We start from the raw sequence: 26,016 nt of genomic DNA, 5'->3' as shown, positions 1-26,016 counted from the left end.
GGATGATCACATGCCGTCATCCAGGCGACGACTCTCATTCCGATCTCCACGGCCCGACCAGGCACGTTCCAACGCGGGGAGGGGATAACGGAACAAGGTCCTGCGCTTTACATCACAGCACTCAAATCACTCTTGACCTGACGAGCGCAAGCACTGCATCCGTGGCGTCGGCAGGTAAAAGTCTCTGAAATGGTGATTGCGGCCGAGGCTGAGATGTGGTTGTGGCTGCCGGAGCGGGGAGGGCTGGATCGCTCAATCGCGGTCGAGTAGCTGTTCCGATCACCGCCGAAGCCACCTCCTCCCAGGCGGATGACAGATGTCAGGCAGGGCGGCGAGCGGTGGTGAGCCGTCGGTAGAGGGCGGCGGTTTCGGGGTGGGGGTCGCCGTCGGCGCTGACTTCGGCGACCGCTTTCAGGCAGGCTTTCCATGCCTCGTGGACCCGGCTTACGTTTCCGGCTTCGTACTCGGCGCGCATCAGGGCCCGCCACAGCTGTTCGGCGTAGGGGTCGGAGGCGAGTCCTTGGCGGGCGGCGCGTGCGGAGCGGTCGGGTCGGCCGGCGTCGAGTTCGAGTTCGGCGAGTAGGTCGGCGGCGTCGACGATTTCGGCGCGGATGTTCTCAATGAGCGGGGTTTCCAGCCACCAGTGGTAGCAGCCGTCGAGCACTGGTCCTCGGACCAGGGCGAGGGCTTCCCAGAGGTCGGTGGTGGAGTTGCGTTTGGCGCCGCGGTCGGCGAGTTCTTGGAAGCGGGTCCAGTCGAGGGTGATGGCGTGGGTGCGGTAGCTGTAGGCGGAGTCGCACAGGATGCGCGCTTGGCTGTCGGGTGCTTTGCCGAGTTTGCCGCGGGTGCGGGTGATGAGCTGGCGGAGCTGGTCGGAGGGCTTGGGGGTGTCGGGGTCGGGGCCCATCATGGTGGCGAGCTGGATGTTGCGTAGCTCGGTCGGCCCGGCCAGGGTCAGGGCGAGCACGAGCTCGGCCATCTTCGGCTGGAGGTCGGCGACGGTGCCGGTGATCTCCAGCGGTCCGAGGATGGACACCTGCACAGCGTCCAGCGCCTCATCGCGCTGCGTCCCGGGCTCGGCGGCTTCTGGCCGCGCGGGCTCTCCCCCCGGCTCCCCGTCTTCCTGCTGGTCATCGGCCGCTTCAGGGGCGTATGACCTGCTCGCGTCGCTCGCCAGCGGCAGCAGGCTCTCGCTCCCATACGCGTCATACGGCGGGGCGTCTGCGGCCACGTGCCTGGTGTCGGCGGCGGTGGTGAACAGCTCCCCGAGCCGTTGGTAGGACTCGATCGGCATGAGATGCGGCCGCACGGTGAGGCCGGGCGGGGTGACGTCCAGGCGCGGGCCCTGGTCGTCCTGCGACAGGGCGAACCGCGCGGGCGCGCCGGTGGTGTCTCCGGGTACGAGAGCGGCCAGGCCGCCAGGCAGAGCGGTGACGGTGTCGACCAGCCGGGCCAGCTGATCCGGCGACGGAGTGTTCCTGCTGATCAGGACGGTGAGGGTCCAGTCGCCGTCGGGGTCGTGCAGGCGCCGGTCGGCCACATCGGCCGGGCCGTCGCTGGTGGCCAGCCGTCCGCGGAGGTCGCGGGCTCGGTCGGCGAGCAGGCCGAGCGCCTCGGTCAGGTCCGTGCAGGATCGTATACGTGCTCCGGCGGTGTGCAGTTCGGGGAAGCCGACGGCGAGCACGTCGAACCATGGCCCGTCGCCGGTGATGAGTTCGGCGGCCGCGGTGGTGAGGAAGCGGTCGACCAGCTCATCGGGGCCGGTTGCGGTGGCGGTCTGCAGGCGTTCGAGGTTCACCAGGAGTGCGTGTCCGTCGTCGAGGTATCCGGTGGTGAGCAGTGCGGGAAGGACGTCGCGGGGGCTGCCCGCGTGGGGTGCGCTGCTGAGGTCGAGGCGCCAGGTCGCCTTGGTCCGGCCCTGAGTGAACGGGGCCGGTGGCGTGCCGGCGGGCTGGGCCAGCAGCAGTTCGACGGTGTCGGCGCTGACGCGTGCGCCGAGCACGTGCGGCAGGTCGCGGCCGGCAGCGGTGATGACGTCGCCGAGCTGGGCCAGGGCCTGGCGGCCGCGTGTGAGGGCGTCGGGTGCGGCCACGCGGCGCAGCTCCTGCTCGGTACGCAGGGTGTCGGGGTCGTCAGGCAGGGCGATGCGACGGCCGCGGCGGCGTACTTGGCGTTGGGCGTGGCGGAGGCGGGCGAGGGTGAGCAGGGAGCCGACGGCCACTCCCCCGGCGAACGCCGCCACGGGTGCGCTGGGACCGCTGTCTTCCGCCTCGCCGCCGTCGGTCAGCAGGATCGCGGTCGGTTCCGGCGCCGACGCACGCGCCTCCCGGGTCTGCGGCGTGTGCGCGGGCTGGGCCGTGTCTCGTAGGGCTGCCGGCCGCTCCCCCACCTTCGGGGACTCGCGCTCCACTTGTGGGGGCGAGGAGGGTGCGCCGTCGTGCGGGCGGGAGAATGCCGGGGCGTCGCTCGAGTGGCCGGGGTGGCGATCCTCGATGGGTGGTTGTGGCCGGTCGAGGTCGGTCGCGGCGGCCGGCATGCGCAGCACCCAGCCGGGACGGATCACATCGGGCTGGGTGAAGCGCACCCCGTCGGTCATGGCGCGGCCCATGTTGAGCTGGGCGATTTCGGTGTAGCGGTCGCCGTCGCCGAGGTGGCGTTCGGCGATGGTCCACAGGCAGTCCCCGCGCCGCACCTGGTAGGCCGCGTGCGTGAGCCGCAACACGCGAGCGTGCGCCTGGCCGGACGCAACGTGCGTCTCGGTCGTGGTGAGCTGTCCAAACCCCGATGACACGTCAGCGCCGGCGAAGCGTAGGGGGTCGTGCCCAGCGTCCGGTGAAGTGGTGGTGGTGTCGGCCAGCGCGGCGGGGGCGGCGGCGACCACGGCGGCGGGCGGGACTGCGGCCATGACGAACGCGGCCGGGGAACCGGCCGCGAGCGCAACGGATGAGATGAGCTGGGCCGACAGCCATTGGGTGGCGCCGAGTCCGGGCAGGTGCGGGGTGGTCCGGCCGCGGATGCGGGAGGCGAGCTCGACCAGGGTGCTGACCACGAAGCTCGCCCACGCCGCCCAACTCACAACCTTGACGACGGCGAGGAAGAGGCTGCCGTCGTCGCGGTGGGTAAGCGCGTGGCCGATCTCGCCCAGCCCCGGGAGGTGAGCGGGTACGGGGGATCCGGCCAGCGCATACAACACGAGGGGTACGCCGGCGATGAGCGCGGTCAAGACGGCGGCGGCCAGCAGCGCCCGCAGCCCGTCCAGCAGGCGGAACCTGGTCATCGAAGTTCTCCCTCCACGCCGGGGACGAGGCGGGCGGTGGCCGTCCCGGTCACCGCGATGTCGTTGATGCCGATCAGGGCCAGGAACAGGGTGGGTTCCCTCACCCGTACCCGGACTTGGATGGCGTGGGTGCCGGCCGGTGCGGCGGTCCCGGTGTGGCCGGTGGTGGCGAGGTAGGAGCGCGCGGCGCCCAGGGCGGCGGCCTGGTCGACCACGTAGCGGCCGTCGGTGTAGGCGGCGCGCCGGTCAACCTGTCCGGCGCCGGCCCGGGCAGCCTCTTCCGCGATGTTGTAGGCCTCGCGCCCGGCACGCAATTTGGCGGTGCCGTCCCACAGGAACCCGGCGAGCACCAGCATCAGCGGGAAGACCGCTACGGCGGTGAACAGGGTGACCGATCCTCGGTCGCGTCTCATGGTCAGGCTCCCCGGTAGGGGTCGATGGGCGAGGCGAAGGACGCGCGGACCACTTTCTGGCCGGGCAGCCCGGGCAGCAGGTCGCCGAGCCGGACGGTGCAGGTCACGCGGGCGGTGACCTGAGCAAAGGTGCCGACTTGGCGGGAGAACCCGGAGGTGTCCATCGCGACCGACGGGCCGCAGCGCAGGCCCTCGCGGCGCAGCGTGGCGGCGGCGCTGGTCGTGGCCGCGCGCCGGGCTTGGGCGAGGTCGCGGGCGATGGAGGCCTGCCGGGCGGCGTCGCGGGCAGCGGATTCGACCGTGCTGTAGGCGGTGGCGATGCGCCCGGTGAGGACGACCAGGGCGATGAGCGCCAGCAGCGCGGGCGCGAGGACCACCAACTCCAACGTCGCGCTTCCCCGCTCACCCCTCCCCCGCCTACTGCACGCGGGTCTACGGTGCTTCATGGTCGGCTCGCGGGGACGAAGCGTTCGACCGGGGCGCGAGAGACCTCCGAAACCGTCCACTTGGCGATAGGCAGGAACGACGGCACCCGGCCGGTGACCACGACTTCGACGGTGCCGGCGTCGCCGCCCGCCCGGGCGGCGGGGTGAGTGAGGAAGGCGCCGCCGACGCGGCTGGCGAAGCGCAGCGCGGCCGCTGGTCCGGCGGAGCGGGAGGCGCCGTGGGCGCGGGCCGCCCGGACGCCTTCCTGCGCCGCGGCTTGGGCGGTGGCGTGGGCCTGGTAGACGAAGACTGCCTGGACGGCCGCGGCCACGACCAGGAGCAGCAGCGGGAACAGGATGACCATCTCCAAGGTGGCCGCCCCGCGATCGCGGGGCACCCCGGCGCCGCGCGCCACTGCGGGAACGGCGCGGGTCGGCGGCGTGAGGAGCGGTCACGGGATTTTGGCGAGCCATTCGGTGACCTTGTCCTTCATCACGGCCGCGGCGGCGATGGCGATGCCGATGATCAGGGTGGTGATGACGACCCATTCCAGGGTGCTGGCGCCGCGGTCCTCGCGCAGGCGCTGCAGGGTGCCCTGCGCGCGCAGGAGCAGGAGGGTGAGCTGCGAGGACATGACGGTGGGAAGGCGCATCGGTCTCCTTGAGGGGGTCAGCCGGCGATGGCCAGCCGGTAGATCTGGGGGAAGGTCAACAGCAGCAGGAAGGCCGCGCCGAGCAGGGCGATGGGGATGACCATGGCGGTGGTGCGGCCGTTGGCCTCGGCTTTGGCGGCGGCCAGGGCTTGGCCGCGCATGGAGGCGGCCTTGCTGATGAGGGTGTCCAGGACGCGGGCGCCTTCCTGCCCGGCGAGGGCGGTGTCGGCCAGGTCTGTGAGTTCGCTGACGCCGACCTGCTCGCCGAGCCGGGCGAGTCCTTCCCAGGCGGGGCGCTGGTTGCGGCGGGCCTGCTCCAGCACGGCGGTGATGCGGGCGAAGGCCCAGCCGTCGCTGACCGAGGCGGCCTTTTCCAGGGCGTCGACGGGGCCGGCGCCGGCGCTGCGTTCCAGGGCCACCAGGTCGAGGTAGCCGGTGATGGCGTGCCGGAAGTCGGCGCGTCGGCGGGCGGCCTCGGACCGCACGGTCAGGTCGGGGACGAAGAACAGCACCACCCCGCCGAGCAGGGATGCTCCGGCGGGCAGCGCAACCCCAGGAGCGCCGCCGCCGACCGCCATCAGCGCGGAGATCGCGGCGGGCAGCAGCAGGCCGAGCACGGCCAAGCCGAGCTTGGTGGCCAGGAAACGTTCTACTGGGCGGCCGAGCAGCGCCAGGTCACGGTGCGGGCACGGCAGCGACCCCAGGTGGGTAGCCATGAGGCGGCCGAGCCGCTGGGCAAGGTCACCGCTGGTGTCGGGTGGGACGTAGTCGGCGCGCAGGCGTGCGACCGCCTCCTCCAGCCGGGGAGGCGCCGGCCGCAGCTCGCGCACCAGGAGGAACAGCCCGAACCCGATCAGGGCCCCGGCCAGGAGGAACAGGTTCATCGCACTCCCCCGGTGAGGAAGCGGCCGGGTGGGCGGGCGGTGCCCAGGCGGTGCAGCCACCACAGGCCGACGGCGTAGCAGGCGACGACGACCGCGAGGGCGACCTGCCCGGCGGTGGTGCCGAACGGGGCCACGTAGTCCCTGTTGAGGGCGGCGAAGCCGCTGTAGCCGAGGAGGAAGGCCATGATCCAGCGGACGGTGGCGCGGTGGCGGGCGCGTTCGGCTTCGACCTCGCGCCGGGCGGCGACGTTGGCCGCGACCATGGCTGCCAGATTGGTGAGGACGTGCCGTACGCCGGCGCCGCGCCGGGACGCGGCGCGGATGAGCGCGGCGGCGATCAGGTCGGCCACCGGGTCGTCGAGGGCTTCGGCGAAGGCGCGCAGCGCCTGCTCGGTGTCGGCGCGGGCGGCGAGTTTGCGCCCGAGGTCGCGCACTTCGGCGGCGATCGCCTCGGGTGGGTGCTCGACGCTGCGGGCCAAGGCGTCCTCGAGCCCGGAGGCGGCGCTGAGCAGGTCGGAAAGGCGGCGGGTCCACTGCTCCAGCCCTTCCAGGCGGGCGATACGCGATCGGGCGCCGCGGCCTCCGGCCAGGCGCGGCACGGCGAAGCATGCGCCGATGGCGGCGAGGCCGGCGACGGGCCAGCCGGTCAGCAGGAACACCGCGGGGCCGAGCAGGACCGCCGCCCCGGCCTGCCGGCGCACCGCCGGATCCCCGGCCGCGCGAACAAGGGTGGCCAGGCGGCCGTCCGGCCGTGGCGGCGCCGGGGCCCGCCCGCGTACGGCGACCACGAGGCAGACGATCCCGGCCGCGAGCAGCCCGCCGGCCAGCGGCGCCAGCAGCGACCCGGTCATGACGCCCTCCACAGCACGGCGGGGTCGAACCCGGCGGCGACCAGGTCGTCCAGGCACTGGGGTGAGGTCGCCGGTGCGGCCCGCCCGTCGGGGCCGGGGCGGTAGATGTGGTTGCGGGCGGGCGTCGGGGTGTCGGCGGGCGGCAGCACCTCCAGCACCTCGGTGACGTAGCGGCGGTTGGTGCGCACGTCGCGCCGCAGGTGGACGACGAAGTCGACGGCCATGCCGACCAGGCCGTGGATGTCTTCGGAGTCGAGGGTGAGGCCGCCGGAGCGGCACAGCATGAGCAGGCGGGGGAAGACCTCCTCGGCGGAGTTGGCGTGGATGGTGCACAGCGAGCCTTCCTGGCCCGAGTTCATGGCCTGCAACATCGACCACGCCTCGTCGGCGCGGACCTCGCCGACGATGATCCGCACCGGGTTCATCCGCAGCGAGTGCTTGATCGCCGCATCGAGGGTGATCTGGCCATGGCCCTCGCTGTTGGCTTGTCGCGACTCGAACGCGACCACGTCGCGGTGCCGGTGCGGCAACTGGTCCAGAAAGAGCTCGTACTCGCTTTCCAGCGTGGCGATCCGCTCATCGGGGTCTATCGCGGCGGCCAGGGCCCGCAGCATCGTCGTCTTCCCGGCGTTCACCCCGCCGGTGACCAGGATGTCCTTACGCGCCCGCACGGCCGAGGCGAGAAACGACGCCAACCCGGCCTCCAGGGTGCCGAGCTCCACGAGGTCGGCCAGGGCGACGTCGACGTGCCGGTGGCAGCGGATCGACACATGCGGCCGCGGCGTGATCGCCATGACCGCCGACAGCCGCACCCGCTCCTTCAGCGCCGCGTTCAGCATGGGGGTGACGGTGGAGAACTCCCGCGAGGTCTGACCGCCGTGGACGCCCCACATCCGGATCCGCTGGATGAGCTCCTCGTCGCTGCCGGCGACCGCCGGCCCGCGCACCTTGCGCCCGTCGGCGTAGGTGACCCAGACCTCCCTGCAGCCGTTGATGTCGATGTTCTGCACCGCCGCATCGGCGATCAGCGGTTGCAACGCGCCCAGGCCATAGCGCTCGTCCTCGACCGCGCGCACCAGCCGGGCGTGCGTCCCGGGTGAGATGACCACGCCGTCGGTGAGCCGCTCGCGGGCCCAAGCGGCGGCCTCGGCGTCGATGAGCTGGACGGCCTCGACGGGGGCGGGGATGCCGGGGATCGGCGGCAGGCTCCCCGGCCCGGCCGGCCGGGCGGCGGGGGCAGCGGGAAGGTCCTCGACCAGCCACAGCGGGTGCTCGCTCATCGCCGCCCTCCCGCCGGCCCGGCACCGGCCGCGGGGCCGGTGTGAAGGTCGGGGCCGGCGCCGAAGGACGCAGGCGGCACCACCCCAATCGGGGCGGCCGCCTCCCCGGGTGCGGCGTCGAGGCGCTCGCGCAGTTCGGCCCCGAGGCTGCCCACCGTCCGCAGGAGGGAGGACATCTGCAGCCGGCCGGCCCATCGCGTGCGGCCAGCGGCGCCGTCCGACAGGATGTGCGCGGCCTTCGGCAGCATCGGGACCGTCCCCCGGGACGGGCGTCCCGCCGAGCGTCCGGCTGACCTCCGCCGGCGGATACGGTCCTTCACCGATCAGGAGCAGGAAGCGGGGCGTGCTGGCGAGGGCGCCGCGGCTGAGCGCCTCGATCCGCGGCCCGGCCATCGCCACGAACCGCACCGTCGGCCGCAGCACAAGCACCACGGCGTCGGCCGCGGTGAGGATCGCGTACGGCACGCTCTCCACGCCGAGCGCGCCCACATCGGCGATAACGTCCCGCCCGGCGGTCGTCAGGACCTGGGCGATCTGCGGCCAGGAGCCCTTGATCTGCAGGGCCTGCCGCGGGTCGGCCACCCTGGGCAGCAGCAGCCTCCGCCGGGCGTCCCCGTCCAGCGCGACGGCCTCCTCGGCCAGCTGCGCCCGCGCCGCCTGCAGGTCACGCGCCGCCGTCATGGCCACCTCGGCGACCCCGGTCCGGTACGGCTGCCGCCCGGCAAAGTAGCCCGGCAACACGCCGCCACCCGAGGGGTCGCACTCGGCGAGCAGCACCGGGTCGGGCCAGGTGAACGCGGCGGCCAGGCACACCGTGGTGACCCCGGGCGCCCCGCCGGGAGACACGACCGCGATCAGCGCCATCCGCCCACCTCCCGCCGGGACGACAGCGCCACGGCGGACAACGGAGCCCCGGCGGCCGATACCCGCGAGCCGTACCGGCAGGACCGCGACCACCACACGGCGGAACCTCGTCCGATCACGGGGTGTCCCTCCGGGAGGTGAGGATCAACGCGATGTGCCCGCCCATGGCCTCACGCGCGATGAAGCCGCCCGCCCCGGGGCCAACCAGCAGATCGACGACCCGCACGCCGTCGGGGTCGGCCTCCCCCACCCGATCGACGACGGCGGGCAAGTCCTTCGTCACGGCCCTGGTCTCCTGGCCGGGGTCGGTCAGCTCGGCGGCGACCAGGACGCGGTCACCGGCACGCAGGCCCCGGGCTGGAAGCTGACCCGGCTTGAGCGCGAGCGGCACCAGTTGATGGCCGGGCCCCGGCGTCATCGCGTCCGTCGTCTGGGCCTCCGCCAGGAGCGCGCCGGCCGTCAGGTCGGCGGCCGCGACCCGGCCGACCGTCGACGCCAGCCGCCCCGCCGACACGGTGGCGATCCTGGGATCCGCCGAGATCTGCACCGAGGCCAGATCATCAGCGGTGATCACCTGGCCGATGGGGACGTCCCGGGCGACCATCAGCACCGGGCTGCGCTGGTCGAGCTCGGTGTAGACGTACTGCCCGGCCAGCACGCCCGCCCCGATGAAGACCACGACGAGCAGGAACATCGGCGACCGGCGCCGTCGCGGCAGGGGAAGTGGCGTGACCGTCTCGCGCGTACGCGTGCGCACCATCGGAAGGAAACTCCTCAAAAGTTAGTCGGTGACCAGGGCCTGCGCCTCGGCCACAGGCAGGGCATAGGAGGTGGACCGGCTGATCGGGGCCAGCGGGCCTCCCGCTCCCCCAGACCCCCGCCACGTCGCGCCCCACACGACCGTCACCGACACCCGGTAGGCGTTGCGCGGCTGGCCGGCCGACGACCGCTCATACAGATGGGTGCAGCTGCTCTCCTGCTCCTGCGGCGAGCGATGCGGGTCGTACGGCGTGCCGGGGCCCTCGCACACGACGTCGGGCAGGCCCGCGCCCGGCGAAGACGGCGAGTGCGCCTTCTTGTCTTTCCCACGCACGTGGGGGTGAGCCGTCCCGTGAGGACTTCGTCAGGGTTTTACCGGGTCCTCCCCACGCACGTGAGGTGCGCCGTCTTGCCTTCATGGAGCAGGCGGACTGGCTGTGGGCAAAGAAGCTTCGTGGCGCAGCGGACGGACCGGGGAAGTTGAGCTGGGTGCGGGGTCGTCGAAGGCGGACTTCACCACCTGGTCGATCGTGTGTGGGTGGTCGAGGGCGGCCAGAGCCGCCGCCGTACTGGCCCGGGTGGCTAGCGCAACGTCGACGGCTTGCAGTGGCAGGTTCGTACGGCTCTCCAGGACCGACCGCAGTTCCTCGTCCGTAGGTGCAGCGGCGCCGGGGCAGGCGCCCAACTCGTCCAAGAGTCCGTGCGCGCGTTGCTCAGCGGCGCGTTCCCATCGCGCGCGTTCCCAGTCCTCACGGAAGGGTCCGTGCACGAAGCGGTCAAACACCGCCTCGTGGCCCACGCCGACGGTCACCGCCGCGCGACGCGGGGCGGGGCCGCGGGCGTCGCGGGAGAACGACGGGGCGGCTTGATGCATCGCCTCCAGTCGGCTCATCCCGTCCGCGCGCAGCCGGTCGTAGTCCGCCATCGCCTGCGGGTGCAGCGTGCGCAGCCGCTCCTCGCACTTGCGTACGGCCGCCTCGGCGGTGGGGTCGTCGACCGCGTGCGGCACGGCCGTGCTCCAGATCCTGCCGACGTCGAGCAGGTCGGCTTCGCCGAGCCAGCGCGCGTCGTGGGCGGGAGCCCAGCGAGTCCGGGCGGCTTGCCGTACGGCATGCGCCTGCCGTTCCAGCTCCCGCCGCACCTCGAGGTCACGGGCCTGGGCGATTCCGCTCCGGCGCCGCGCGATATCGACGCCGACCTGTATGGAGACCGCGACAAGCGAGGTCAGCTGGGCGGTGCGTCCGGCCGCCCGTCCCAGCGCTTCGCGCATCGGGTCGTCGTAGTGCTCACCATCCATGCCGAGGCTCCCTGACCGTGCTGCCGGGCTGCCCCGGAGAATCCTGGCGCAGCCGTACGGGCTGAGGGTGAGTGGGAGGCATTGCCGACACCGTGACCTGGGTGAGCAGCCGGTTCGCCGCCTGATGGGCGGCGGCTGCCTGGGCCGCGTGCTGCTGGGCTCGGCGCATGTCGGCGACTGCGGCGACGAGGGAGGCCAGCGCGCCGATGACAACCATGCCGGCGAGCGTCGTGTCCCGGTCCATGACGCCGGACAGTGCCAGCAGCCGGACCGCGGAACGCAGCCGTACGCCCTCCGGCGACGGTGCCGGGATCCGGCCGTAGGCGGTGCGGGCGGCACGCTCGTACTCCTCGGCCGCCTTCGCAAGGACCGGGTTGCCGAGCGCGGCGTCGGCGGCTGAGGCCGGGGCCTGCCTGATCCGGGCCGCCGCGGCCGACGCCGCTCGGGCGGCCTCGCCGTACAACGCCTCCCGCTCGGCCCGCGTCCAGTCTTCCCCGCCGGTACGCCACCGGCGGCGGAGCCGGGGCAGGGTGAGCCAGTCGGCCAGGCGCCCTCCGGCGTACCAGACCTGCTCCCCGCTCCCCCGGCCGGCGCGGCCGGCCGTGCGGGTCATGCCCGGCAGGCTGACGGCGTACCCGGTGACCTGCCCGGGATTCGCTTGGCTGTGACGCAGCCGTACGAGCACGCCCTGCTCGGCCAGGCAGCGGAAAAACTCTCCCTCATCTCGCGCGTCACGAGCGGCGGCCGCGACCTTTTCCCGGAGTTCGTCAAGGGGCGTACGTCGCCAGCGGGCGCACAGTTTTGGCCAGGTCAGGTCGGCGGCCAGCGCCCCTCCCCCGCACCACACATGGGCGCCGGCGGCGGTGCGGTGGTGGTCGAGCGCCACCGCGTACCCGGCGACCTCACCGTCGTCACGCCGCCGCAGCCTGACGCGAACCCCCGCCTGTGCCAGCCTGGCGAGGAAGTCCTCGGGCGACAGCGCGGCGGCGGCCGCCGCGGCCACCTGGCTCCGCAGGGCCTCGCGCGGGATCTGCGACCAGCCGCGCCGCCCGGCCTGTTCGCGCTCGGCCCGGGTGGGCCGCTTGGCCGCGGTGCGGTCCCCCGGTGCGGTACGGCGCAGGCCGAGCTCGGCCTCCACGGCCCGGCAGGCCTCCCGCAGCCTGTAGAAGTCGTTGGAGGTGCGGGCCTTGCCGCCGTCCTGCCGGGCGAGGGTGGCGACGATGTGGATGTGGTTGTCGCCGTGGTGGACGGCGACCCAGCGCACCGCCTGTGCTTCCTGGCCGTACGGCGCGAGCCCGGTGCGGTGCATGACCTCGCGTGCGAGGTGCGCCCATTCGGCGTCGGTCAGGTCGCGATCCTGTGGTGCGGCGCGGACGATGCAATGCCAGACGCGCTCGGCCTCGCCGATGGCTGCGCACGGCTGCCGGAGCAGGGTGGTGAGCCGGGTGAAGTCGCGCTTGCCGTCCGCGCGCAGTGGCGGCTCGAGCTCGTCCGGGTCCCGCCAGCCGGCGACCAGGTGCGGGTTGACGTGCTCGTTGGCCTTGCCCGGGCCGTACAGGTAGCGCAGCAGCCCAGCCACGCGGCCGCCGCGTCGTACCTTGCCGATCATGGGAGCTTTTCAGTACAGCGTGCGCCGCCTCATCCAGGCGGGCGACGAACCGCATGCAGGCCGCGGCGTACAGGCGCAGGGTCTGCGGCTCCTCCCCTGTCGAATGCAGTGCCGCCACCGTCTGGTTGATGTTCACGCCGATTTTGCGGACCTGCTCACTCGCCCGCATCAGCTCGCGGAGCGTCTCCCGCAGCGCCGCGACCTGCGGTCCGAGCTGGCCTCGCGCGGCGGCTAGGGCGGCGTCGGCGGCGTACGCGCCGCGCGACAACCCGTCCCGGGCGGCGGCATCCTCCAGCTCGGCGTACTCGCCGTCGTCGAGCGAGAACTGCACAACGCGGCGCCGCTTCGGCCCCCGCCGCCGACGGCGCCTCCCCTGCCCGTCCCCATCCATCGCCACCGACCCTGGCCGTATAGCGTTGCCCGCACCGTGACGCGGATTCGTCGGAGGTTCCGAGGATTGGATGGTCTGCGACAGCCCGGGGGTGGCCCGCTGGTCAGACGATCGGGGGGCGGCCCGCGGGTGAGCCGTGCCAGGGTGGTCCAGGACATGGGACGGCGAGGTTCGCACGGGAGCGGATCCGGGCGACGCTGACCACAGTCCAGACGGCCAGATAAACGGGGATGAGCGGGGCGGGGAGCCTGCGGTAGGCGAGCCACACGCGGTTGCGGGCGACGAGGCGGTAGAAGGGCGCGTGCCTCGCGGGGTCGGTGGCGGGGTGGTGGATGACGATGTCCGGCGCGTAGTAGCCGGTGCGTCCGAGGTCCCACAGCCTCCAGCTCAGCGGTTCGCCTGGAGCCCCGCCGGGAAGGCTGGAGGAACCTGCTCCGTGGTCTGCGGCAGCGCTTGTTCCGACGTTGTTGGCGGTTTGGGCGGGCAGGGCCTCGTCGCAATGGCGGGCAACACCTGGGCCACCAAATTCGTGATCACCGTTCCTCGATCAGCTCTGCGAGGCCGGTGACGACGATGTCGGCTCCGTTTCAGCGTGTTCAGCGCCCAGTTCCGTCGACGCGTCGCGGGCGCGGGCGGCGCCACGGCTCAGATGTCGGCGGCGAGCCGGAAGCCGATGTTGCCTGAGCTGCTATCTGGGGTGTTCGCGCTCCGCGCGGCAACCCGGTATCGGTTGCAGTAGGAGTCGTGGCACAGGTAAGAGCCGCCGCGCATCACCCGGGCGGTCCCGGTCTCGGGTCCTTGGGGATCCTCCAGCGGCCGCGCGAGGTGGTCGGTGGCGAACCAGTCCGCGCACCATTCCCACACGTTGCCGACCATGTTGAACAGGCCGTATCCGTTGGGCCGGTAGGTCTTCACCGGCGCGGTGCCCAGATGGCCGTCCTCCCGGGTGTTGTGGGTGGGGAAGCGGCCCTGCCAGATGTTGCAGCGGTGCTGACCGCGCGGGGTGAGCTCGTCGCCCCATGGGTAACGCGCCTGGTCCAGGCCGCCGCGCGCGGCGTATTCCCATTCGGCCTCGGTGGGCAGCCGGCCGCCCGCCCAGGCGCAGTAGGCGTGCGCGTCGTCCCACGATACGTGGACGACCGGGTGGTCCTGGCGGCCGGTGATCGTGCTGTCCGGTCCCTCCGGGGCGTGCCACGCCGCGCCGTCGATGGCCAGCCACCAGGGGGTGCCCGCCGGGGATGGCGCCCGGCGTCGCGCGTTCGCTGTCGCGAGGAGATGGAAGACGTAGGACCAGCCGAACCGCTCGGCGTCCGTGATATACCCGGTTGCCTTCACGAAGGCCGCGAACTGCGCGTTGGTGACCGCCGTGCGGGCCAGCCGGAAGGGCCGCAGGGTCACCGTTCTGACCGGGCCCTCGCCGTCGGAGGGAAAGCCCTCGCTGTCGTCGGTCCCCATACGGAAGGCGCCGCCGTCCAGCGAGGCGAGCCCGCTCACCCGCCGCTGTACGGGTGCCACCGTGCGCGGTCCGGATTCCGTCTGCTCTCCCATTCGGCCGGGAGCGCAGCAGTGGCCGGTCATCGGGGTCCTTTCGTTTGCGTCGCAGGTACGGCGCGGCGGTCGGCTGCGAGAGCCATTGTCGCGTACATCAACCGGACATTACCTGACATATGGGAGGAACGGCGGAGGGCGCGCAAGCATCGGGCGGAACGGGTGAGGCTGACGGAAAAGATGTCACTCCCACCAGATGCTGTCGGTGTCGGGGAATCGCCAGACCTCCTCCATGTTGTGCTGGGGAAGCGAGGCCACCCGCAGTCCGGAGTTCCCTGGGTCCTCGTACTGTCCGAAGTAGCGCTCGATGCGCCCAGTCAGGTCGACGACGAGGTTCTGGTGCCGGGGGTCGTCGTAGAGGTTCACGGTCTCGCGCGGGTCTTCAGCCAGGTCGATGAGCTCGGCGGGGCCGTCCGGATAGCGGAGGGTGAGTTTGTGGGTCCGTGTCCGGATCATCCGGAGGTTGCCGTACTCGCCGTACACCTCCTGCGGCCACCCGCGCACGTGGCCGCCGGCGAGCAGGGGGGCGAAACTGCGGCCGGGGTAGTTGCGCTCTCGCAGTGTCTTCTCAGGGAGGGCGATCCCGGTGTGGTCGAGGATGGTCTGGAACAGATCGCAGTGGGTCACCATCTCGGATCTGGACTGGTCACCGAGAAGGGCACCCGGTTGGTTGAGGATGAGGGGCACGCGGATGGACTCCTCGACCATGTTGTACGGCTTGGTGCCGTTGCCCTTGCCCCAGATACCGTGATGTCCCATGTTCAGGCCGTGATCGGACGTGTAGACGACCAGAGTGTTCTCCCGCAGGCCCTGTGCCTCTAGTTCGTCGATCAGGCGGCCGACCTGTTCGTCGACCTCCGTGGCTGAGGCGTAGTACTGGGCAAGGGTCTCCCGGCGGTCCCGGCGAGTCGGCATGAGTGACTCGGACGCCATGCGTCCGAAGGGGTACGTGGCGTCGTCGGGGACGTCCCGGAAAGTGCACTGCCGGTAGCGGCTGACGTGACGCTCCGGCCGGTTCTCCCACGGGCTGTGGGTCCCCACGTAGCCGACGTGGAGGTAGAAGGGCTTCTCCTCGTCGCGGGCGCGCAGAAAGTCGATCGCCCGATCGGTCACGGCGTGGCGGTTGTAGCCGCCGCGGAAGCCGGGGAAGTGCTGCCAGGGGCTGTCCAGGTGCTCCTGGTTCGCTCGCTCGTCGGCCAACTCATACCAGAAGTCGAAGCCGGGAGCGCGCTCAAACGACCGGCCGAGGTGCCACTTGCCGGCCAGCCCAGTCGTGTACCCATGGTCATGGAGGACCTCGGGCAGGGTCAGCTCGTCGGCGATCCAGTTCCTCTCGTTGACCCCCGGGTCCCAGACGTTCAGGTAGTCGTGGACACCGTGCTGCGAGGAGAGCCTTCCGGTGAGGAAGGCCGCGCGCCCGGGAGAGCAGACGGGGGTGGGTGTGAAGGCGTTCCGCATCCGCACGCCGGTGCGGGCCAGGTAGTCCAGCGTCGGGGTCTGCACCTCCGTGTTGCCGTAACAACCCAGCGCCCACTGGGCGTGGTCGTCGAGGAAGACGACGAGGACATTGGGGCGCACTGGTTCTCCTAGTTGCAGTGGTGATGTGAAGCGAGTCAGGACGCGGCCGCGCGGCGGGCGGTGTCAGTAGCCGCCCGCTGAGAAGAGGAACCGGCGGAGGAACGCCGAGCCGATGAGCTTCCACAGCCGGTCGGCGATGAAGCCGAGGATCCCGAAGCAGAGGATGCCGACAAAGATCTGATCCGTCCGGAAGTAGGTGCGCGCATTCCAGATCAGGAAGCCGATGCCGTTCTGGGTGGCCAGTGCCTCCGCCGCAACGATGACCAGGAACGCGTTGGCGAGCGCAAGCCGCATGCCGGTGAAGATATGGGGGACGGCGGCGGGGACCACGACGGACCGTAGCAGGTCCAGCCGGCCCGCGCCCATGCTGCGCGCTGCGTTGAGCTTGTCCGCATGCACCGACGCCGCGCCGCTCGCGGTGTTCACCATCACGATGAACGCCGCCGAGTACGCGACGAGGTTCACCTTCGACGCCTCGCCGATGCCGAACCAGAGGATGAAGACGGACACCAGTGCAAGCGCTGGGACGAACCGGAAGAAGTGGATGAATGGGTCGACGATGGCCCGGGCGACCCGCGAGGTCCCGGCGAGGATGCCGAGCGGTATCGCCACCACCGACCCGGCGATCCAGCCGAGGAAAACCCGCTGCAAGCTGACCAGGATCGCGCTGCCCAGCGTGCCGTCCGAGACGAGGTCGGCCGCCGCGCCCACCACGGTCATGGGCGGCGGGAACAGCGTCGGGTCGCTCCTGAGCGTCGCCAGCTGCCAGAGGCCGACGAACACCACCACGGCGGCTATCGAATAGAGGGCGAGGCGGTGGCGGCGGACCACAGCGCGTTCACCTCCTCCTCGATGTCGATCTCGATCTGGCGGGCCAGATCGACGAACCCCGGCGAGAACTCGTCCCGCGGGTAGGGGAGATCCACCTCGTACATGCTCTTGATGCCAGACTCGGGTGGCGCGGACATGACGGCGATCCGCTGGCCGAGGAGGACGGCCTCGCGGATGTCGTGCGTCACGTAGATAACAGTCCGCACCTCCTCCTGCCAGAGGCGTGAGACCTCCTGCTGGAGGAGCTTGCGCGTCTGGGCGTCCAGGGCCGCGAAGGGCTCGTCCATCAGCACGATCTCCGGTGACACCGCGAGCACCCGGGCGATCTGCACCCGCTGCTTCATGCCACCGGACAGTTCGTGGGGGTACTTCCCCGCAGCGCTCTGCAGACCGACCTTGCGCAGGAAGTCCGCGGCGATCGCCGCCCGCTTCGCACGCGGGTTTCCCTGCATTCGCAGGCCGAACTCGACGTTCTGCTGAGCAGTTAGCCACTCCATGAGCGGCACGTCAACGTTCTGGAAGACCATCGCCCGGTCGGCGCCGGGACGAGTGACCGGACCGCGGGACGTCCGGACCTCGCCCTCGGATGCGTCGGCGATGCCTGCGATCAAGCGCAGCAGCGTCGATTTGCCGCAGCCGCTGGGGCCTACGATCACGAAGAACTCGCCGGCGTTCACGGTGAGGTTCAGGTGGCGGAGCACCCAGTCACCCCGGCCTCCGGTGAAGTTGATGCCGATGTCGCGGAACGCGACGCCTGTCACGGTCTCGTTCCCTCCAGTGCCGGCTAGCTGCCCGGTCAACTGCCGACCTCCACCTTTGGCCCTGCCACCGCTCGCATGGCGGTCAGGTCCATGATCGTGGAGACATCGGTGACGTCCTTCAGCTTCCCAATTCCCACGAGGTACTTCTGCAGGTCGATGAGCTGCTCCATCTGCGCGGTGGTCAGGCCGAGTTCGTAGCCCTGCGATGGGATCCCGCTTTCCAGCGCCTTGAGGTCGCCCTTGGTTCCCGATGCCACGATCTTCGCCGCGCCGGCGGTGTCCGTATCGAGGTCGTCGGTCGCCTTCTGGTAAGCCCGGAGGACGCCCTCGACCGCGGCCGGGTTCTTCCGCACGAAGTCGGTCCCGCCGACGAGGAAGATCGATTGCACCTGGCGTACGGACTTGTCGTCGGTCAGGATCGCGAGGTTGGGGTCGGCCTTGGCTTGGTCGACGCCGTTCGCCCAGATCCAGGCCGCGTCGATCTGGCCGGTCTTGAGCGCGCCCACCATCTCGAACAGGCCGGGCATGGACGTGAGCGTGACCTGATCCTGCGCGACCCCCTGCTGTTCTAGGTACTTCATGGTCACGTAGGACTCAAGGGTGCCATCGACGTACCCGATTCGCTTGCCGACGAGGTCCTTCGGGCTGGTGATCTTTTTAGTCACGGCAAGCTTATGGAAGCCGGGGGCGGGCGAGGCGATCGCGCCGAGGATCCGCAGCCTGTCAGAGGCTGCGCTCAGCGCGGCGAAGTCCAGCGCGGGCGCTAGGTCGGCCTGGCCGGCGACGACCGCTTTCACGCCGTCGATGCCCTCCTGGTACATCTGCGGCTCGACCTTGATCTTTTGCTCGGCGAAGTAGCCCTTGTCCATGGCCACCCACATCTGGGTACCGAGCAGGAAGTTGTTCGTGGCGATCCGGACGGTCGTCGCCGCATCGCCCGCGCCCGCCTCCCGCGCGGGTGAGGTGCCGCCACATGCTGTCAACAGGAACGCCGCGCCGGCGCCGGCCACGGCGATCAGCAGGCGGAAACGCCTCGTGAACATAACGGTCTCCGTGAAAGTAGTGCCTGAAAGGGGTGGGGAGCTGGCCGGTCAGGTGCGCGCTGTACGGACGAAGCGCAGCCGGATCGTGTCCGTCCGGTAGTGGATGTCGCTGAATATCACGATGTTCCCTGCCGCGCTGTAGCTGGACTGCACCGCCCGCAGTAGGGGATGCCCGGTGGGGGCCTTCAGACGTACGGCGATCTCGCCGCTCGCGCCCGCCGCCTCCATCTGGACCTCCATTCGGGCGATCCGGGTATGTCCGCTGGTCGACAACACGGTCAGCAGGTCGATGTTCACGTCAGTGAGCGGGGTGAGGTCGAGGTCACGCCCGTTGAGCCGCGTGGGCACGTAGTCGCGGAGGAATACAGCGGGCGTCTCGTCCACATCGAAGACGCGGTCCACCCGCCACACGGGTGACGCTTCCTCGAGCCCCAGAGCCCGAGCGATCTCGGCGGGGGCCGGGATGGTCTCCGCGTCGGCGTGCGAGACCGTCGGCTCATGTCCGGCCATCCGGACCGCGTCCCGGATCGGGATGATCGAGGTGGAGCTGACCACGACCGGCTCCGAACTGTCGGCCACGAAGGTGCCCACCCCCCACCGCCGCACCAGCAGGCCCTCGCTCCAGAGCAGCCAGAGCGCCTCGCGAAGAGTGTTGCGGCTCACTCCCCAGCGTTCCGCCAGCTCCTTCTCCGAAGGGAGCTGCGAACCCGGGCCCAGCTGGTCCGCGATATAGGCGCGGAGCTCGGTCGCCACCTTGGCCGCGAGATTTTCGCGGATGACCACGATCCTTCCCTTCGCTGGACGTCCAGAGGTCCAACCTCTCGTGGCGCATGTATATCGTTGGACATCGGGAGTTGTAAAGGCATCTTCAGTTACAAAACGGGCGTTGATCAATGGGGATCGGTGTGCGGTGGGGCGCGTACGCCGGAAGCCCTCTAGCCGTCGTAACCTGCGGTTTCTGGCCGAACCGCGGGCGGGCGCGAGGCCGCTCAGCCCCAGCGGGTCCTCACGGAGCTGAAGCGCCGCGCCGTAGTGGTCACCAGTGCCGAGGCTCCCCGGCCGTGCGGGCGCAGCACGGGGACCTGCGGCCCGCCCTGGCCCCGCGCGGCGGCCAAGGCGGCGTCGGCCGCGTACGCGCCGCGCGACAGCCCGTCGCGGGCGGCGGCCTCCTCCAGTTCGGCGTACTCGCCGTCGTCGAGCGAGAACTGCACGACGCGGCGCCGCTTCGGCCCCCGCCGCCTGCGCCGGCGGCCCTGCCCGTTCCCCTCCATCGCCACCGACCCTGGCCGTACGGCATTGCCCGCACCGTGACGTCATCTCCCAGGCAGGATTGCGAGCATGCGCGGAGGCAGGAAGGCCCGAATCACCATCACCGTGGACGCCGACATCCTCGAATACGCCGAGCACTCGCCGCAGCAGGGAAGGCCGCCAGCGTGACCGCGGTCTTCAACGACGCCGTCACCGAAAAGCACATCACCGACCAGCGCGTGCCGGCTCTGCCGCGCGAACGTGCCCGACAGGCCGACCCCGCCCGGGTGGACCGGATGACGCGGCACGTGAACCGCCAACTGACTGAGCACGGCTTCCCGGCGGCATGGCCGTCGACATCATCCATCCGCCAGTCCGATTCGCAGTGATCGTAGCCGTTTCATCCCAGGTCACGCCGAGGTGTGTTCGCCGAGTGACCGCCGGATTCCTCCCGAGGCCGTCAGCAGTCTGTCACGCTGTGTGACGTGCTGCTGGCGTTCGTGGACGAGAGCTACACCCGCGACCGCTACTCCTTGTTTGCGCTGCTGGTCCCGGACGTCCAGGCGATCTCCCTAACGCGCGCCCTTGACGAGGTCGTGGCCAGCGCCGCGCAGGCATACGGGGTCGTCCCACCAGCGAAGTTGCACGGCACGGACCTGTTGCACGGCAACCGCGGCTGGGAGCCGATCGTGAAGATGCCGCGGGCGGCAATCGGGGTCTACCACGCGGCGTTCCTGGCCATCGCCGACCACGAGGTGGCTACGGGCCCGATCCCGAGGAGGCCCCCGGGGGACGATGCCGAGTGAGGGCGAGCACCGCTTGGGCGGATGAGTCGTTCCAGGAGCACGACACGACCGGCTTCTACATCATCGCTGCCGTGATCATCCCCGCGTCCGCACAGGAGTCGGCCCGTGCGCAGATGCTGCAGGCGCAGGCCCGGCACGCCCCGGCCAAGCTGCACTGGGTCGCCCGCGATGACAAAGAGCGGTTGGAGCTGGCCTACACGGTGGCCGGAATCGACGGGTTGCATGTCGTTGCGGTCGGGTCCCCGGTCCACCAGCGCAGACAAGAGCGCGCCCGCGCCTACTGCCTTCACCAGCTGGTGCTCGAACTGCACGGGTTCGGAGTCGAGCAACTGTTCATGGAGGCCCGCCAGCCAACGCTCAACACCAGGGACGTCACCACCGTGCAGCACGCCCGATACACACTACCCAAGGGCACCCGCTTCCACGTCGATCATCTGCCCGGCGCGGGCGAGGCCCTGCTGTGGGTCGCCGACATCGTGGCCGGCGCCGTCCGCGCCGAGAAGCTGGGCGACCCTCGCTACCGGGAGATTCTCGGCGACAGGGTGATCGACTTCCCCGTGAGGGTGCTCTGATCCGAACCCTGAAACGCGCCAGGCCAGGCTCCCGGTCATGCCCCAGGTCACCTGGCCTCACGGCTTCCAGGAACCCGCGGTTCCCGGCGTCACCGACAGACTACCTCGGGTGACTATCTCACCGGAAGCGCAGCAACTCAGCCGGACCCTCAGCCGCTACAGATCAAGCGCGCCCTGGATGACTTCGATCTTTCCGCGAACACTACGGTTGATGGCGGTCACCGACACTGCACGCATCTTGAACATCGCGCCTCGGAGCTCGCCGCCTACCGGACGCTCCCTTGCCTGGATGCGGGCGTGGGAGCGTCAACCCGGCCTTCTGTTATCTGTGCTGACCAGCGTCTGGCTTTGTTCGTGAGTTCCGGCACCAGATGTCGCTGAATTTCGGCACCAGCGGAATCTCACCGATCTCGATGTTCGTAAGTTTCGTAAGTTTGGGCGCCACCCCTCGGTGGGGGCGGGATATGTCTGTCGTCGGCCAGCGCACCGCTCACGCACGGTGACGGGGTGTCGGCGGCGGGGCGCGCCTTGTCTGCGGCAGATCCCCATGGGTCAGAATGTGCCGATGACGATCTCCGCTGACGACTCCGGTCCGGTCCGGATTGTGACGGCAGTTCTTCGCGACGGCGATCGGGTGTTGCTGTGTCATCGAAGCGCCGGGCGCCGTTGGTATCCCGGCATGTGGGACCTACCGGGCGGTCATGTTGAGGAGGGGGAGGATCCGAAAGAGAGCCTTGTCCGCGAGCTTCGGGAGGAGTTGGGAATCACGGCATCGGAGCCGTCCAGCCCACCGATGCATGAGATCCGGACCGCGACGTTCGACATGCAGATCTGGTTGGTCGACAGGTGGACCGGAACACCCGTCAACGCCGCGCCGGACGAGCACGACGCTGTGGCGTGGTTCGAGACGTCCGACCTTGACAGCCTGCGTCTCGCCCATGAGTCGTATCTCTCGATGCTCACCGCCGTGCTCGTCACGTGACGTCCTCCGGAAGCCAGGGGTGCGCGCTCATCGGCAGATCCGCGCACTCGCACCCGGCTCGGTCCATGATTGATTGCAAGGAGGGTGAACGGGGCTCCGGAGCTACCGCCGGCGTCACCGGCGGGCAAGATCCACAAGTGGTGCCGGTTCTCACGAACATCTCGGCACGCGGCGCCAGCAACGTGGCGCCGAAAGTCGCGAACATCTGGCGCCCAATCTCGCGAACGAAGCCAAGCGTCGTCAGGTTGTGAAGAACTCAAGGTTGGCGGGAGTCGTCGCGATCGCCAGGTGAGGCCAGCCGCTGCCGCCAATGGGCTCCTCCGGGTGCGGGCCAGGTGTCTTCCGCTACCCGCCTCTCCCACCGATGCACGTAGTCCCGGAACCCGGTCTCCGTCCGCGGCATGTCCAGCCACTCCCGGGCCGCGAGTCTGAACTCGCGCATGACCAGGGCATCGGTGTCGGCCCCGTAGTCGACGGGCCAGCCGTCGAGGATGTCGTCGATTTCCATCCAGGCGCGGTAGAGCCCGCCTACCCCCCACAGGTGCTCGAAGTACGGCCGCTCCGTACAGTTCCACGCTGCTTCGAGGACGAAGCCGCGTATCTGCTCCACATCCCCGCTGACGAAGACGTCCTGCATGAGCGGATCAATCTTCGCGGCGAACCCAGCGAGCAACTTCAGATCCACAGGCTCGAGATCACTCATGACTCCAGCATCGCAAGAGGTGCTGAACTGCTTGCGGTCGGCGCGGCCAGGCCTTGATGATCGATGGGCTCACCGGCTATGAGCTGCGCTTTCAGGATGGAAAAGGCTTGCGGATGTGCCACGTCTCTCCAGGGCACATGGGCCGCCCGTAGGTGTAGCGCTCTCCGGTCTTCGTAGTCGCCGTGAACCGGTCGTCGGGCAGGGGAGTGACCCGGCAGCGGTCTGGTGGCGGCATGGTTTCAGTGGATCGGCCGGGAGGAAGGCTGGCGTACACGCCGCCGCTCGCTCCAGGTGACCACGACGTTCTCGCCGGTCTCATTGACGATCAGGAAGATCTCGTCCCGGTAAGGCTGGCATGCGGCCAGCGGCCGAATGCGCTTGCGGCTCGCGCTTGGCACCACTGGTCCTCGTCTCCGCCGACTATGTATGTCCGGGGTCTTCGCACCGCGCCGAGTTCCGTAGAGCCTCTGATGTGCCACGGGTTCCGTCTCGCACACGCCGTTGCTCCACAGACTCGTTGCACGACCGCGCCCGGTCGTAGGACTCCCCGCCGCCCCGGAAGTGTAAGCATGGTTTATGCATATCTTGCTTCGCCGAACGCCTCGTGTTCAGCGACGCTGAAGGTCTCCACGGGGGAACTCACGGGGCTTCCGCTTCTCGGGACCGAAATTGCCTCCAGTTGCCTGCAACTGCACCTCTTAGCGAGTCGTAAGGGGACCGTCGGCGGGATCAACCACAGGGGTGCTTGGGTGAGCCTCCTGGCTTCTTGCGGGAGGGTCCGTTATGTCGCGAGGAGGCACTACGCGATCTCAATCTCGACGGGCAGTCGCCTGCTGCGAGGACCTGGTCCTCCGCATCAGACGGGGTTGCGCCAGCGTCGCCGGAGCCAGCCGACTGTCGCTTGTCGTGAGTACTCGCGCCGGTCACGCAGGTGCGGGGCATGTGCCAGTCCCGGAAGTGAGGCCGTGTGAGTCCAGTAGCTGGCCAAGGCGACGAGGAACGCATCGACCTGCTCCGCTTCGGCATCGTGACCGACCGGGTGATTGACGAAGAGCTGCTCGGGGTCGCGGTCGTCCAGATCGGACTGCAACAGCAGGCAGACCAGGTCGGCCCAGGCCGGGCCGATGCAGGCACGTCCCCAGTCGACCAGGCTCGCCCTGCCATGGGAGCTGATGATGTTGTTGTCGAAGCGTGGGTCGAAGTGCAGGAGTGTCTCGCCGACCGCAAGGTCGGTCCAGGTTGTCTCCACGGAGGCGAGCCGGGAGAGGTGCCGGCGCTCCCACGCACCGATGCTGTCAACGGTGACTGCGGCCCAGGCGCCGTCACGCTCCAGCGCCCGCCAGGTCTCACACCGTCCGGCCATCCGCGCGGCCAGCGTCGGCAGGCCGACGATCGGCGACGGCGTCAGCTCCACCCTCGGCGCTGGCCAAATCGGGCTGCTCGATGCCCCGTGGGGCACGGTGGCGTCGGTTGCTGGGATGGCGGCGGTGGTCAGCCTGCTGATGTCGGTCGTGGCGGGGACGACCGGCGACCCGGAGACCGCCGGGTTCACCATCACCCGCTGATCTTGCTCTTATAGAAACGGGCCCCGAAGTGAGGGGCAGCAGAAAGCCCGCCGCTCTTCGGAGTGGCGGGCTTCTTCCCGTGTTCGGCTACGCGGCGTCCTCGGCCTCGGCCGCCGCGCGTGGCAGCGGCTCGAGCTGCTCGCGATGCGGTTCCAGGGTGGCCAGGACCTCGCCAAGGACGCGATCGGGGATCGGGTCGATCTCTGGTTCGGGTGAGGATGAGGTCATGCGGCCATGCTCACCCGGCGCGGTGATCGGCCGCAGGCAGAAACGGCAAAGCTGCAAGTCAACCCCAAGTCGATCTTCAGTGCCGTCTGCGACCTTGTCCCCAGACACGATGGCGAGCGGTCGGCACCCGTGCCTTCGGCGCACATCCGACGAAGCAGAACACGAACTGGGGACATGAGCATGTACAAGAAGGTCCTGACCATGGCGATGGCGGCAGCCACCCTCGCCACCCTGGCCGCGGCGCCCGCGTCCGCGTCCACGACGCCGATCGTCGAAGTCTTAAGCGGGCTCCCCATAACCATTGATGAACCGGACAGTCTCTTCACCTGCCCGGGAGGCGAGGTGATGACCGGGCGAAGCCATAAGGGGGACGAGAAGGGCAAGACCACGTACTGGTGCGGCCGGGTCTTCATCGACGGCGAAGCGGCTTTGGTGCAAAGCGAGGGCTGGAGCTTCCCTCAGAAGGAAAGCAGCTCGTACTTCGTCACTTCCGGAGATCAGGTCATCATCGGCAGAGCGCACTACGACGACGAGAACGGCAAAACCCAGTACCTCACCGGCACGCTGTACTGGCGCGGAAGTCAGATGCGGATCGCCAATCGTCATTGGAGCGGGTCCGTGAAGGAGAGCGGTGGCGGCGTAACGTCGTCCGGTCCGCTTGTGATGACCGGCCGGACCCATCAGGACGATGAGAACGGTCTCACCAACTACGAGTTTGGCTCGCCGAAGGTCGGCTGAGACCCCTGGCCATGACAACGCCCCCCAAACGGACCGGAGCATCAAGATCGCTGTTACCGCCTCATAATCGCGGCTATGAGGTGGTCGGCTGGTGATCTACCACACGGAGCACGGCCGGACCGGAATCGTCTGCCTCTCCGATCGTCGGCCCATCGGCCTCGCGCCCACCGAACACCACCGTCAGCTTCGGAGGCACCGGGGCCGTTGCCTCGACCTTGGCCAGGACCGGCCAGTCGTCCGCGCGAATGCCGACCGCGGGCGGCTCCCATGAGCTGCTCGCCTTGCGGTCTATTCTCAACACGGACGAAGACAGGACGGCCCCGGCGCCGTCGGGCGCCGGGGCCGCGGGGTCTACTCGCTCCGGAAAATGGTGCCGCGATTGCCTTGCGCAGCGCCGACCGGACGTTGTCCACGGCGCCCAGCAGAGAGCGGACATCGCCATCGGAGTCAGCGACCGTGTCGAGCATGTCGATGGCGTCGCGGACCACGGGCGTCGGCAACGCCAGCTCTGCCCGGTTCGAGGGAGCGGGCAGACTCTCGGTCTTGTACGTCCACCCGATCAACAGCGCGTCGTCTTGGTAGGAGTGCACCTCTTCCAGGACCGTGTAATCGGTTGCGCCGACGGGGCACAGGAGGTCGAGGTACCGGGCGACCTTCCCGACCGTCAGCGGCTCATCGAACTAGAACTCAAGGGAGTAGGACACAGCCCC

29 protein-coding genes are annotated in these 26,016 nt (G+C 70.1%); 6 read left to right on the top strand and 23 right to left on the bottom strand.

Features of this window, described 5'->3' with window-relative positions; genetic code table 11:
* Positions 1-319: 319 nt before the first annotated feature.
* The 19 genes from ACQEVJ_RS18895 to ACQEVJ_RS18805 all read right to left on the bottom strand — a co-directional run bounded on the left by ACQEVJ_RS18895 (position 320) and on the right by ACQEVJ_RS18805 (position 19,735).
* Positions 320-3,277 (bottom strand): BTAD domain-containing putative transcriptional regulator, encoded by a 2,958-nt coding sequence (locus ACQEVJ_RS18895; protein WP_433102701.1) that lies wholly within the window; start codon positions 3,275-3,277, stop codon positions 320-322.
* On the bottom strand, positions 3,274-3,690 hold the full coding sequence (locus tag ACQEVJ_RS18890; protein WP_433102699.1) for a pilus assembly protein TadG-related protein: 417 nt from the start codon (positions 3,688-3,690) through the stop codon (positions 3,274-3,276). The genes ACQEVJ_RS18895 and ACQEVJ_RS18890 overlap by 4 nt, the downstream gene beginning before the upstream one ends.
* A gap of 2 nt (positions 3,691-3,692) precedes the next feature.
* Complete coding sequence (locus ACQEVJ_RS18885; protein ID WP_433102697.1) at positions 3,693-4,076, bottom strand: TadE/TadG family type IV pilus assembly protein; 384 nt, start codon at positions 4,074-4,076, stop codon at positions 3,693-3,695.
* A 56-nt stretch (positions 4,077-4,132) separates the two neighbouring features.
* On the bottom strand, positions 4,133-4,513 hold the full coding sequence (locus ACQEVJ_RS18880) for a TadE/TadG family type IV pilus assembly protein (RefSeq protein ID WP_433102695.1): 381 nt from the start codon (positions 4,511-4,513) through the stop codon (positions 4,133-4,135).
* 54 nt (positions 4,514-4,567) lie between these two features.
* A complete protein-coding gene (locus ACQEVJ_RS18875) occupies positions 4,568-4,768 on the bottom strand; it encodes a hypothetical protein (protein WP_433102693.1) in 201 nt (66 codons plus the stop codon).
* A gap of 17 nt (positions 4,769-4,785) precedes the next feature.
* Positions 4,786-5,652: a type II secretion system F family protein gene (locus ACQEVJ_RS18870; protein WP_433102691.1), complete on the bottom strand. Its 867-nt coding sequence runs from the start codon at positions 5,650-5,652 to the stop codon at positions 4,786-4,788.
* The gene (locus tag ACQEVJ_RS18865) at positions 5,649-6,503 is read right to left on the bottom strand and encodes a type II secretion system F family protein (RefSeq protein ID WP_433102689.1); all 855 of its coding nucleotides are present in this window, start codon (positions 6,501-6,503) and stop codon (positions 5,649-5,651) included. Before ACQEVJ_RS18865 ends, ACQEVJ_RS18870 begins: the two co-directional genes overlap by 4 nt.
* Positions 6,500-8,647, bottom strand: coding sequence for an ATPase, T2SS/T4P/T4SS family (locus ACQEVJ_RS18860; RefSeq protein ID WP_433102687.1), 2,148 nt, complete (start codon positions 8,645-8,647; stop codon positions 6,500-6,502). The genes ACQEVJ_RS18865 and ACQEVJ_RS18860 overlap by 4 nt, the downstream gene beginning before the upstream one ends.
* A 115-nt stretch (positions 8,648-8,762) precedes the next feature.
* On the bottom strand, positions 8,763-9,407 hold the full coding sequence (locus ACQEVJ_RS18855) for an SAF domain-containing protein (RefSeq protein WP_433102685.1): 645 nt from the start codon (positions 9,405-9,407) through the stop codon (positions 8,763-8,765).
* Between the two features lie 21 nt (positions 9,408-9,428).
* Entirely contained in the window at positions 9,429-9,740 is a 312-nt protein-coding gene (locus tag ACQEVJ_RS18850) for a hypothetical protein (RefSeq protein WP_433102683.1), read from the bottom strand.
* 81 nt (positions 9,741-9,821) lie between these two features.
* Positions 9,822-10,703 carry a hypothetical protein gene (locus tag ACQEVJ_RS18845; protein WP_433102681.1) on the bottom strand — a complete coding sequence of 294 codons (882 nt, stop codon included), beginning with the start codon at positions 10,701-10,703 and terminating at the stop codon, positions 9,822-9,824.
* On the bottom strand, positions 10,693-12,312 hold the full coding sequence (locus ACQEVJ_RS18840) for a relaxase/mobilization nuclease domain-containing protein (RefSeq protein ID WP_433102679.1): 1,620 nt from the start codon (positions 12,310-12,312) through the stop codon (positions 10,693-10,695). The genes ACQEVJ_RS18845 and ACQEVJ_RS18840 overlap by 11 nt, the downstream gene beginning before the upstream one ends.
* Positions 12,313-13,348: 1,036 nt before the next feature.
* Positions 13,349-14,218, bottom strand: coding sequence for a formylglycine-generating enzyme family protein (locus ACQEVJ_RS18835; protein ID WP_433102677.1), 870 nt, complete (start codon positions 14,216-14,218; stop codon positions 13,349-13,351).
* A 216-nt stretch (positions 14,219-14,434) separates the two neighbouring features.
* Positions 14,435-15,829: a sulfatase-like hydrolase/transferase gene (locus tag ACQEVJ_RS18830; RefSeq protein ID WP_433102675.1), complete on the bottom strand. Its 1,395-nt coding sequence runs from the start codon at positions 15,827-15,829 to the stop codon at positions 14,435-14,437.
* 63 nt (positions 15,830-15,892) lie between these two features.
* On the bottom strand, positions 15,893-16,618 hold the full coding sequence (locus tag ACQEVJ_RS18825) for an ABC transporter permease (RefSeq protein WP_433102673.1): 726 nt from the start codon (positions 16,616-16,618) through the stop codon (positions 15,893-15,895).
* Positions 16,619-16,623: 5 nt separating this feature from the next.
* Entirely contained in the window at positions 16,624-17,421 is a 798-nt protein-coding gene (locus ACQEVJ_RS18820; protein WP_433102671.1) for an ABC transporter ATP-binding protein, read from the bottom strand.
* Positions 17,422-17,456: 35 nt separating this feature from the next.
* Complete coding sequence (locus ACQEVJ_RS18815; RefSeq protein ID WP_433102669.1) at positions 17,457-18,464, bottom strand: ABC transporter substrate-binding protein; 1,008 nt, start codon at positions 18,462-18,464, stop codon at positions 17,457-17,459.
* Between the two features lie 48 nt (positions 18,465-18,512).
* The gene (locus ACQEVJ_RS18810) at positions 18,513-19,247 is read right to left on the bottom strand and encodes a GntR family transcriptional regulator (RefSeq protein WP_433102667.1); all 735 of its coding nucleotides are present in this window, start codon (positions 19,245-19,247) and stop codon (positions 18,513-18,515) included.
* Between the two features lie 206 nt (positions 19,248-19,453).
* Entirely contained in the window at positions 19,454-19,735 is a 282-nt protein-coding gene (locus ACQEVJ_RS18805) for a hypothetical protein (protein WP_433102665.1), read from the bottom strand.
* Between the two features lie 162 nt (positions 19,736-19,897).
* Between ACQEVJ_RS18805 and ACQEVJ_RS18800 the strand changes: the two genes are divergently transcribed.
* The 4 genes from ACQEVJ_RS18800 to ACQEVJ_RS18785 all read left to right on the top strand — a co-directional run bounded on the left by ACQEVJ_RS18800 (position 19,898) and on the right by ACQEVJ_RS18785 (position 22,072).
* Complete coding sequence (locus ACQEVJ_RS18800) at positions 19,898-20,101, top strand: hypothetical protein (protein ID WP_433102663.1); 204 nt, start codon at positions 19,898-19,900, stop codon at positions 20,099-20,101.
* 96 nt (positions 20,102-20,197) lie between these two features.
* The gene (locus tag ACQEVJ_RS18795; protein WP_433102661.1) at positions 20,198-20,518 is read left to right on the top strand and encodes a hypothetical protein; all 321 of its coding nucleotides are present in this window, start codon (positions 20,198-20,200) and stop codon (positions 20,516-20,518) included.
* A complete protein-coding gene (locus ACQEVJ_RS18790) occupies positions 20,515-21,090 on the top strand; it encodes a hypothetical protein (RefSeq protein WP_433102659.1) in 576 nt (191 codons plus the stop codon). Before ACQEVJ_RS18795 ends, ACQEVJ_RS18790 begins: the two co-directional genes overlap by 4 nt.
* A 565-nt stretch (positions 21,091-21,655) precedes the next feature.
* Positions 21,656-22,072 carry an NUDIX domain-containing protein gene (locus ACQEVJ_RS18785; RefSeq protein ID WP_433102657.1) on the top strand — a complete coding sequence of 139 codons (417 nt, stop codon included), beginning with the start codon at positions 21,656-21,658 and terminating at the stop codon, positions 22,070-22,072.
* 256 nt (positions 22,073-22,328) lie between these two features.
* Here the strand turns inward: ACQEVJ_RS18785 and ACQEVJ_RS18780 are convergent, their stop codons facing one another.
* The 3 genes from ACQEVJ_RS18780 to ACQEVJ_RS18770 all read right to left on the bottom strand — a co-directional run bounded on the left by ACQEVJ_RS18780 (position 22,329) and on the right by ACQEVJ_RS18770 (position 24,189).
* Positions 22,329-22,775 (bottom strand): hypothetical protein, encoded by a 447-nt coding sequence (locus ACQEVJ_RS18780; protein WP_433102655.1) that lies wholly within the window; start codon positions 22,773-22,775, stop codon positions 22,329-22,331.
* 239 nt (positions 22,776-23,014) lie between these two features.
* Positions 23,015-23,173 carry a hypothetical protein gene (locus tag ACQEVJ_RS18775; protein ID WP_433102653.1) on the bottom strand — a complete coding sequence of 53 codons (159 nt, stop codon included), beginning with the start codon at positions 23,171-23,173 and terminating at the stop codon, positions 23,015-23,017.
* Positions 23,174-23,631: 458 nt separating this feature from the next.
* Positions 23,632-24,189 carry a phosphotransferase family protein gene (locus ACQEVJ_RS18770; protein WP_433102651.1) on the bottom strand — a complete coding sequence of 186 codons (558 nt, stop codon included), beginning with the start codon at positions 24,187-24,189 and terminating at the stop codon, positions 23,632-23,634.
* Between the two features lie 46 nt (positions 24,190-24,235).
* Between ACQEVJ_RS18770 and ACQEVJ_RS18765 the strand changes: the two genes are divergently transcribed.
* Positions 24,236-24,340 carry a hypothetical protein gene (locus ACQEVJ_RS18765; protein ID WP_433102649.1) on the top strand — a complete coding sequence of 35 codons (105 nt, stop codon included), beginning with the start codon at positions 24,236-24,238 and terminating at the stop codon, positions 24,338-24,340.
* 87 nt (positions 24,341-24,427) lie between these two features.
* On the opposite strand, the gene ACQEVJ_RS18760 is transcribed toward ACQEVJ_RS18765, so the two are convergent.
* On the bottom strand, positions 24,428-24,568 hold the full coding sequence (locus ACQEVJ_RS18760) for a hypothetical protein (protein WP_433102647.1): 141 nt from the start codon (positions 24,566-24,568) through the stop codon (positions 24,428-24,430).
* 180 nt (positions 24,569-24,748) lie between these two features.
* Between ACQEVJ_RS18760 and ACQEVJ_RS18755 the strand changes: the two genes are divergently transcribed.
* A complete protein-coding gene (locus ACQEVJ_RS18755) occupies positions 24,749-25,306 on the top strand; it encodes a hypothetical protein (protein ID WP_433102645.1) in 558 nt (185 codons plus the stop codon).
* Positions 25,307-26,016: the final 710 nt, after the last annotated feature.

The sequence above is a fragment of the Microbispora sp. CA-102843 genome (genome assembly GCF_050936215.1).
Taxonomy (GTDB): domain Bacteria; phylum Actinomycetota; class Actinomycetes; order Streptosporangiales; family Streptosporangiaceae; genus Microbispora.
This window is presented reverse-complemented; position numbering and strand designations above follow the sequence as displayed.

What these genes read in the sequence shown, in the direction of transcription:
- ACQEVJ_RS18805 (WP_433102665.1), bottom strand. Translation starts at nt 19,735, where the DNA reads ATGGAGGGGAACGGGCAGGGCCGCCGGCGCAGGCGGCGGGGGCCGAAG.
- ACQEVJ_RS18865 (WP_433102689.1), bottom strand. Translation starts at nt 6,503, where the DNA reads ATGACCGGGTCGCTGCTGGCGCCGCTGGCCGGCGGGCTGCTCGCGGCC.
- ACQEVJ_RS18785 (WP_433102657.1), top strand. Translation starts at nt 21,656, where the DNA reads ATGACGATCTCCGCTGACGACTCCGGTCCGGTCCGGATTGTGACGGCA.
- ACQEVJ_RS18760 (WP_433102647.1), bottom strand. Translation starts at nt 24,568, where the DNA reads ATGACCTCATCCTCACCCGAACCAGAGATCGACCCGATCCCCGATCGC.
- ACQEVJ_RS18815 (WP_433102669.1), bottom strand. Translation starts at nt 18,464, where the DNA reads ATGTTCACGAGGCGTTTCCGCCTGCTGATCGCCGTGGCCGGCGCCGGC.
- ACQEVJ_RS18870 (WP_433102691.1), bottom strand. Translation starts at nt 5,652, where the DNA reads ATGAACCTGTTCCTCCTGGCCGGGGCCCTGATCGGGTTCGGGCTGTTC.
- ACQEVJ_RS18780 (WP_433102655.1), bottom strand. Translation starts at nt 22,775, where the DNA reads ATGAGTGATCTCGAGCCTGTGGATCTGAAGTTGCTCGCTGGGTTCGCC.
- ACQEVJ_RS18755 (WP_433102645.1), top strand. Translation starts at nt 24,749, where the DNA reads ATGTACAAGAAGGTCCTGACCATGGCGATGGCGGCAGCCACCCTCGCC.
- ACQEVJ_RS18860 (WP_433102687.1), bottom strand. Translation starts at nt 8,647, where the DNA reads ATGGCGCTGATCGCGGTCGTGTCTCCCGGCGGGGCGCCCGGGGTCACC.
- ACQEVJ_RS18875 (WP_433102693.1), bottom strand. Translation starts at nt 4,768, where the DNA reads ATGCGCCTTCCCACCGTCATGTCCTCGCAGCTCACCCTCCTGCTCCTG.
- ACQEVJ_RS18890 (WP_433102699.1), bottom strand. Translation starts at nt 3,690, where the DNA reads ATGAGACGCGACCGAGGATCGGTCACCCTGTTCACCGCCGTAGCGGTC.
- ACQEVJ_RS18845 (WP_433102681.1), bottom strand. Translation starts at nt 10,703, where the DNA reads ATGGATGGTGAGCACTACGACGACCCGATGCGCGAAGCGCTGGGACGG.
- ACQEVJ_RS18895 (WP_433102701.1), bottom strand. Translation starts at nt 3,277, where the DNA reads ATGACCAGGTTCCGCCTGCTGGACGGGCTGCGGGCGCTGCTGGCCGCC.
- ACQEVJ_RS18855 (WP_433102685.1), bottom strand. Translation starts at nt 9,407, where the DNA reads ATGGTGCGCACGCGTACGCGCGAGACGGTCACGCCACTTCCCCTGCCG.
- ACQEVJ_RS18840 (WP_433102679.1), bottom strand. Translation starts at nt 12,312, where the DNA reads ATGATCGGCAAGGTACGACGCGGCGGCCGCGTGGCTGGGCTGCTGCGC.